The sequence below is a fragment of the Hymenobacter agri genome (genome assembly GCF_054778495.1).
In genome coordinates this window covers 1-4,519 of sequence record NZ_BAAGZM010000340.1, presented here as the reverse complement: position 1 = coordinate 4,519, position 4,519 = coordinate 1, and the positions used below count along the sequence as shown (strand labels likewise).

The following is a 4,519-nucleotide window of genomic DNA, read 5'->3' as shown; positions in this document are numbered from 1 at the left end:
CCCGGGCCGGGAGGTTTCGTGGGTGGCGGGGTCGAAGAGCGGGGCGCGGGCTTCGTCGGCGGGGTCGGGCTCGATGCCGAGGCGGCCAAGCAGGGCCTCATCGGGGTGGTAGCCGGTGAGGGCGTACACGAAATCGGTGGGAATCGTCAGGGGGCCGTCGGGCGTGAGGACTTCGATGGCTTCGGGCGTGATAGCAGTGATGCTGGTGTTGAAATGCGCCGCGATACGGCCTTCGGCAATGCGGTTGATGAGGTCGGGCCGAATCCAGTATTTCACCGAATTGCTGATTTCGGGGCCGCGCACGAGGAGCGTGACCTTGGCGCCCGCGCGGGTGAGCTGCAGCGCGGCCTTGGCCGAAGAGTTTTTGGCCCCGATGACGACGACGTGCTGGAGCACGTGCTGGTAGGGCTCCTTGTAGTAGTGGCTGACGTGCGGCAGGTCTTCGCCGGGCACGCCCAGCAAATTGGGCAAATCGTAGAAGCCGGTAGCAATGACGACATTACGCGTCTGGATTTCGCCGCGGTTAGTTGTGATGCTGAAATTCCCCTGCTCGCCGTCGAGCTTCCGCACGGTTTCGTGCAGACGGATATCCAGGTTTTCGCTGCGGGCCACGCGCTGGTAGTAGTCGAGGGCGTCTTCGCGCAGAGGCTTGTAATGGGCTGTGGGAAAAGGATACCCGCCGATTTCGAGCAACTCGGGCGTAGAGAAAAACTCCATATTGGTGGGGTAGCCCACGATGGAATTGACCAGCGCGCCTTTTTCCACGATGGCCGTTTTGAGGCCTTTGCGCTGAGCTTCGAGGGCGCAGGCGATGCCTACGGGGCCGGCACCGATGATGAGAACGTCGAGCATAAGGTAGCGCCAAGTTTCACTTGGCGAATCTTGAGCGAAGTAGCGCGAACTTTGCAGTTCGCGTCCTTGCGTTGTTGTTGCGAATTTGACCGTGCGGCAACGCGAACTACAACGTTCGCGCTACTTCTATGCGTACCTGCGACTTGTGCGGCAGCACCAATTTTAAGAAGCTGCCTTTCTATTACGAATTTGAAGGCCAGCGGCTGCAGGGTACCCAGTGCCGCAGCTGCGCCCTGATGTTCCTGCACCCCCAGCCCACGCCCGCGCAGCTGGAACGGCTCTACGGCAAAGACTATTTCACCGAGCGCCCCAACTACGACCGCACCCAGCAGGAAGTCACCTTCATCGAAGAAGGCCAGAAGCAGAGTGCTCTAAACCACGTTCGGGCCGACAAGTTCACCAACTACATCCTGGCCAAGTACCCCGGCCGCAAGTTCCGCTACCTCGACGTGGGCTGCGGCCCCGGCTACACCCTCAAAAGCCTGGAGGCACTGGGCTGGGAAGCGCACGGCCTGGAGATATCGGAGCACGCCGCCGACTTTGCCCGCCGCGAGCTGCACCTGCCCGTCGTCACGGGCAACATCGAAACCACCGAAGACTTCCACGAAAACCAGTTCGACCTGGCCTACATGGGCGACGTGCTGGAGCACCTGCTCTCGCCCAGCGCCACGCTGGCCAAGTTCCACCGCATTCTGGAGCCGGTCGGGCTGCTGGTGCTGGCCCTGCCCGCCACCCTCAATCTGCCCACCGTGCGCCTGGGCTTTGCGGCCTACGCCGCCCTGGGCAAGGAGCGCAAGATGGATATTCCGCCCTATCACCTGTTTGAGTTCACGCCCGCCACCATTAGCAAGATGCTGAAGAAGCAGGGCTTCGAAGTGGTGGAGCTGCTGAACCCGGTGAAGCCGCCGAAGAACATTCGCCTGGGCGGCAGCTTGGTGGAAAAAGCCAGCAAGCTGGCCGGCCAGTACCCCACGTACTACCTGAACAAGCTGACCGGCCGGTTTGGCGACCGCATGTTCGTGGTAGCGCGTAACGTGAAGTAGCGGCCCCAGACGCCGGAAATCCCACCCCGGCCCCTCCCCGGTGAGGAGGGGAGCCTGGTGAAAGCAGAGGGGATTTTAATAGAAAAGTCCCAGCTCAAAAATGAGCCGGGATTTTCTTTATATTCCTATGCATCTGTGGCTACCCTCTCCGCGGGAGAGGGGCTGGGGGTGAGGTTACAGCTTAATCGTGCGCTTGCTCAGCACCTGCCCGTTCACGGTGACGGCGGTGATGTAGAGGCCGGCGCGCAGGCGGCTGCCGTCCACGGCCACCGTGTGGGTGCCGGTGCCGAAATTCTGGTTGCTCACCACGCTCTGCACGCGGCGGCCCAGCTCGTCGAACAGCTCGACGGTAACGGCGCCGGCAGTGGGCAGCGTGAAGCCCACTTCGAACTGGTTGAGGAAAGGCACGGGGCTGAGCTGCAGAGCGGGCAGCTCGCTGGCCGCAGCAGGCGCGGCGCGCAGCGTGATGGTGTTCAAGAAGCTGCTCAGGCCCAGGAAGCGGGCCATGATGGGCGTGAGCGAGGTATTATCCAGCAGGCCCTGGCCGGCGATGGCGGCGGCGTGCAGGGGGTTGTTGGTGTTGTCTTCGGCGCCCACCCAGATGTCCTGGGGCGTGTGGTTGCCGGGGGTGCCGCCCTGGTTGCTGCCCACGCCGGTGCTGGCGCGGGTGCCGTTGCCGTTGGTGAGGGGGTTCGAGCCGTAGGCCACCACAATGCGCCTGCCCGTGGCCGAGGCCGGCTGCGGGTACTGCTTGCCCTGGAAGGTGTTCAGCACGTAGTCGGGGAACCAGCCGCCGGGGCCGCCGTCGCCGCGCACCAGGTTGGTGGGCGTAGCCCAGCCGGCTTCCGCAGCTACCGACTTGGTAATCTGGCCCGAGTAGGTCCGGATTTTGGTGCCGTTCTGCTGGGCGTCGGCCTCGTCGTGCAGGCCCGTTACGGCAAAGCCGCCGCACTCGTGGTCGGAAGTGCTGAAGAGGAGCGTGTTGCCGGTGGTGGCGGGGGTGGCGAGCAGGGCGCGGCCCTCGGCCACGGCGTAGTCGAAGGCCAGCACCTCCTTAATCATGTAGTCGGAGGCGTACACGCCGGTGGTGCGGGCCGTGCCGGGCGTGGCCGTGTAGGTGGCGTCGCCGCCGCCCACGTAGGCGGGGCGGTCTACTTCCACGGTGTACTGGTTGGCGCCCGCCGCGTTGGCCACCACCGAGATGCCGCCGGCGTTGGCGTGCTCGAGGTGGTCGATGCGGCCGGCCTCCACCATCAGGAAGAAGCCCTTGCCGTTGCTCTTGGCCTTGAGCACTTCGATGGCCATGTGGGTCATCTCGGCCAGCGAGGGCTCCCAGGCGGCGCTGGTCTGGCGGTCCTGCTCGTAGTTCACGTGCGAGGCGTTGAACAGGCCCAGCAGCTTCTTGCCGCCCACGCCGTACTGGCTCAGGTCGAGGTTGTTGAGGGCATCGCGGCTGTTCACGAAGCCGTAGTTGCGCTGGTTCACGGCGTAGCTCACCAGGTCCACGTCGTCGGCGCGGTTGCCGCGCAGGGTGGCGGCAGCGCCGGTGGCGGGGTCGATGACGGGGGCGCCGTTGCGGTCCACGATGGTTTCGTAGGCGCTGGCCGCCGTGCGGGTGCGGGGCAGGAAGTGGCGGGCGCCGCCGCCCAGAATCACGTCGAGCTCCACGCCCACTTTCGGGGTGGGCAGCACCCAGTCGCGGGCTGCCGTGTAGCGGTACGAGGCCGTGGGGCTGCTGTTGAAGATGGCCTCGTACTGCGGCTGGGTGGAGGCGATGTACTGGGCGGCAATGTAGTCCTCGAGGTCGCGGTACCAGATGTGGCTGGCGAAGGCGGCCGGCGTGGCGTGCGTGATGCGGGCCGTGCTCACGAGGCCCACGGCGTAGCCCTGCTTCTTGGCGTTTTCCAGAATGGTTTCGATGGCCGCGCCCGAGCCGGGGTTCAGCGAAATCACCTCGTTGTCCTGCTTGCCGGGCTTGCCGCAGGCGTACACCGAAGCGCCGGGGGCCGAGTCCGTAATCCACGAGTTGAGCGAGTGCGTGGTCACGGTGGCGTTGTACCTGAGCTTGTCGAGGCTGAGCACCTGGAAGCCGGCGTCGGAGGCGAAGCGCTTGCCGGTGGTGCCCTGGCCCATGGCCATGCGCGCCGCCGTTTTGGGGGCCAGCCCAAAGCCGTCGCCGATGTAGATGATGACGTTGTTGTTGGCGGCCTGGGCGCGGGCTTCCTGCCCGGCCAGGGCCGCCAGCAGCAAGCCGCCGCTGAGTAACATTTTCGCGTTCATAAATTCCTGAAAGAATGAGGTGACTGGGTTACAGCCGCAAAATTCCCGGCCCGCCGTGAGGCCGCCGTTACGGCCGCATCAACCCTTCGTTACCAATAAAAATCGAAGCGGTTGTTTTGATAATAATTAGCTAATCAGCACCTTATTCCATCAATTATACCTTTGCAGCCACCCTCGCTATGCCGGTTTACGCATGTTTTTTTCTGCGCTCCTTTCTCCTGCTTCTCGCTTCTGCCCGGTTTTGCTGGGGCTGTCGCTGCTGAGCTTTTGCAACACGGCCCACTCCCGGCCCCGCCCCCGGTATGCGGTGGCCGGCCGCGAACGGCCGGTGGCCCTGCTGCACG

Annotated in this window: 3 protein-coding genes; 1 reads left to right on the top strand and 2 read right to left on the bottom strand. The window is 64.4% G+C overall.

Annotation, left to right across the window (positions count from 1 at the left end):
* Positions 1-852: YpdA family putative bacillithiol disulfide reductase (locus ACYVDE_RS15210; RefSeq protein WP_460502389.1), on the bottom strand; the 852-nt coding region annotated here is incomplete at its 3' end.
* 128 nt (positions 853-980) lie between these two features.
* On the opposite strand from ACYVDE_RS15210, the gene ACYVDE_RS15205 reads away from it, so the two are divergent.
* Entirely contained in the window at positions 981-1,895 is a 915-nt protein-coding gene (locus ACYVDE_RS15205) for a class I SAM-dependent methyltransferase (RefSeq protein ID WP_460502388.1), read from the top strand.
* A gap of 174 nt (positions 1,896-2,069) precedes the next feature.
* On the opposite strand, the gene ACYVDE_RS15200 is transcribed toward ACYVDE_RS15205, so the two are convergent.
* Positions 2,070-4,175 carry an alkaline phosphatase gene (locus ACYVDE_RS15200; RefSeq protein ID WP_460502387.1) on the bottom strand — a complete coding sequence of 702 codons (2,106 nt, stop codon included), beginning with the start codon at positions 4,173-4,175 and terminating at the stop codon, positions 2,070-2,072.
* Positions 4,176-4,519: the final 344 nt, after the last annotated feature.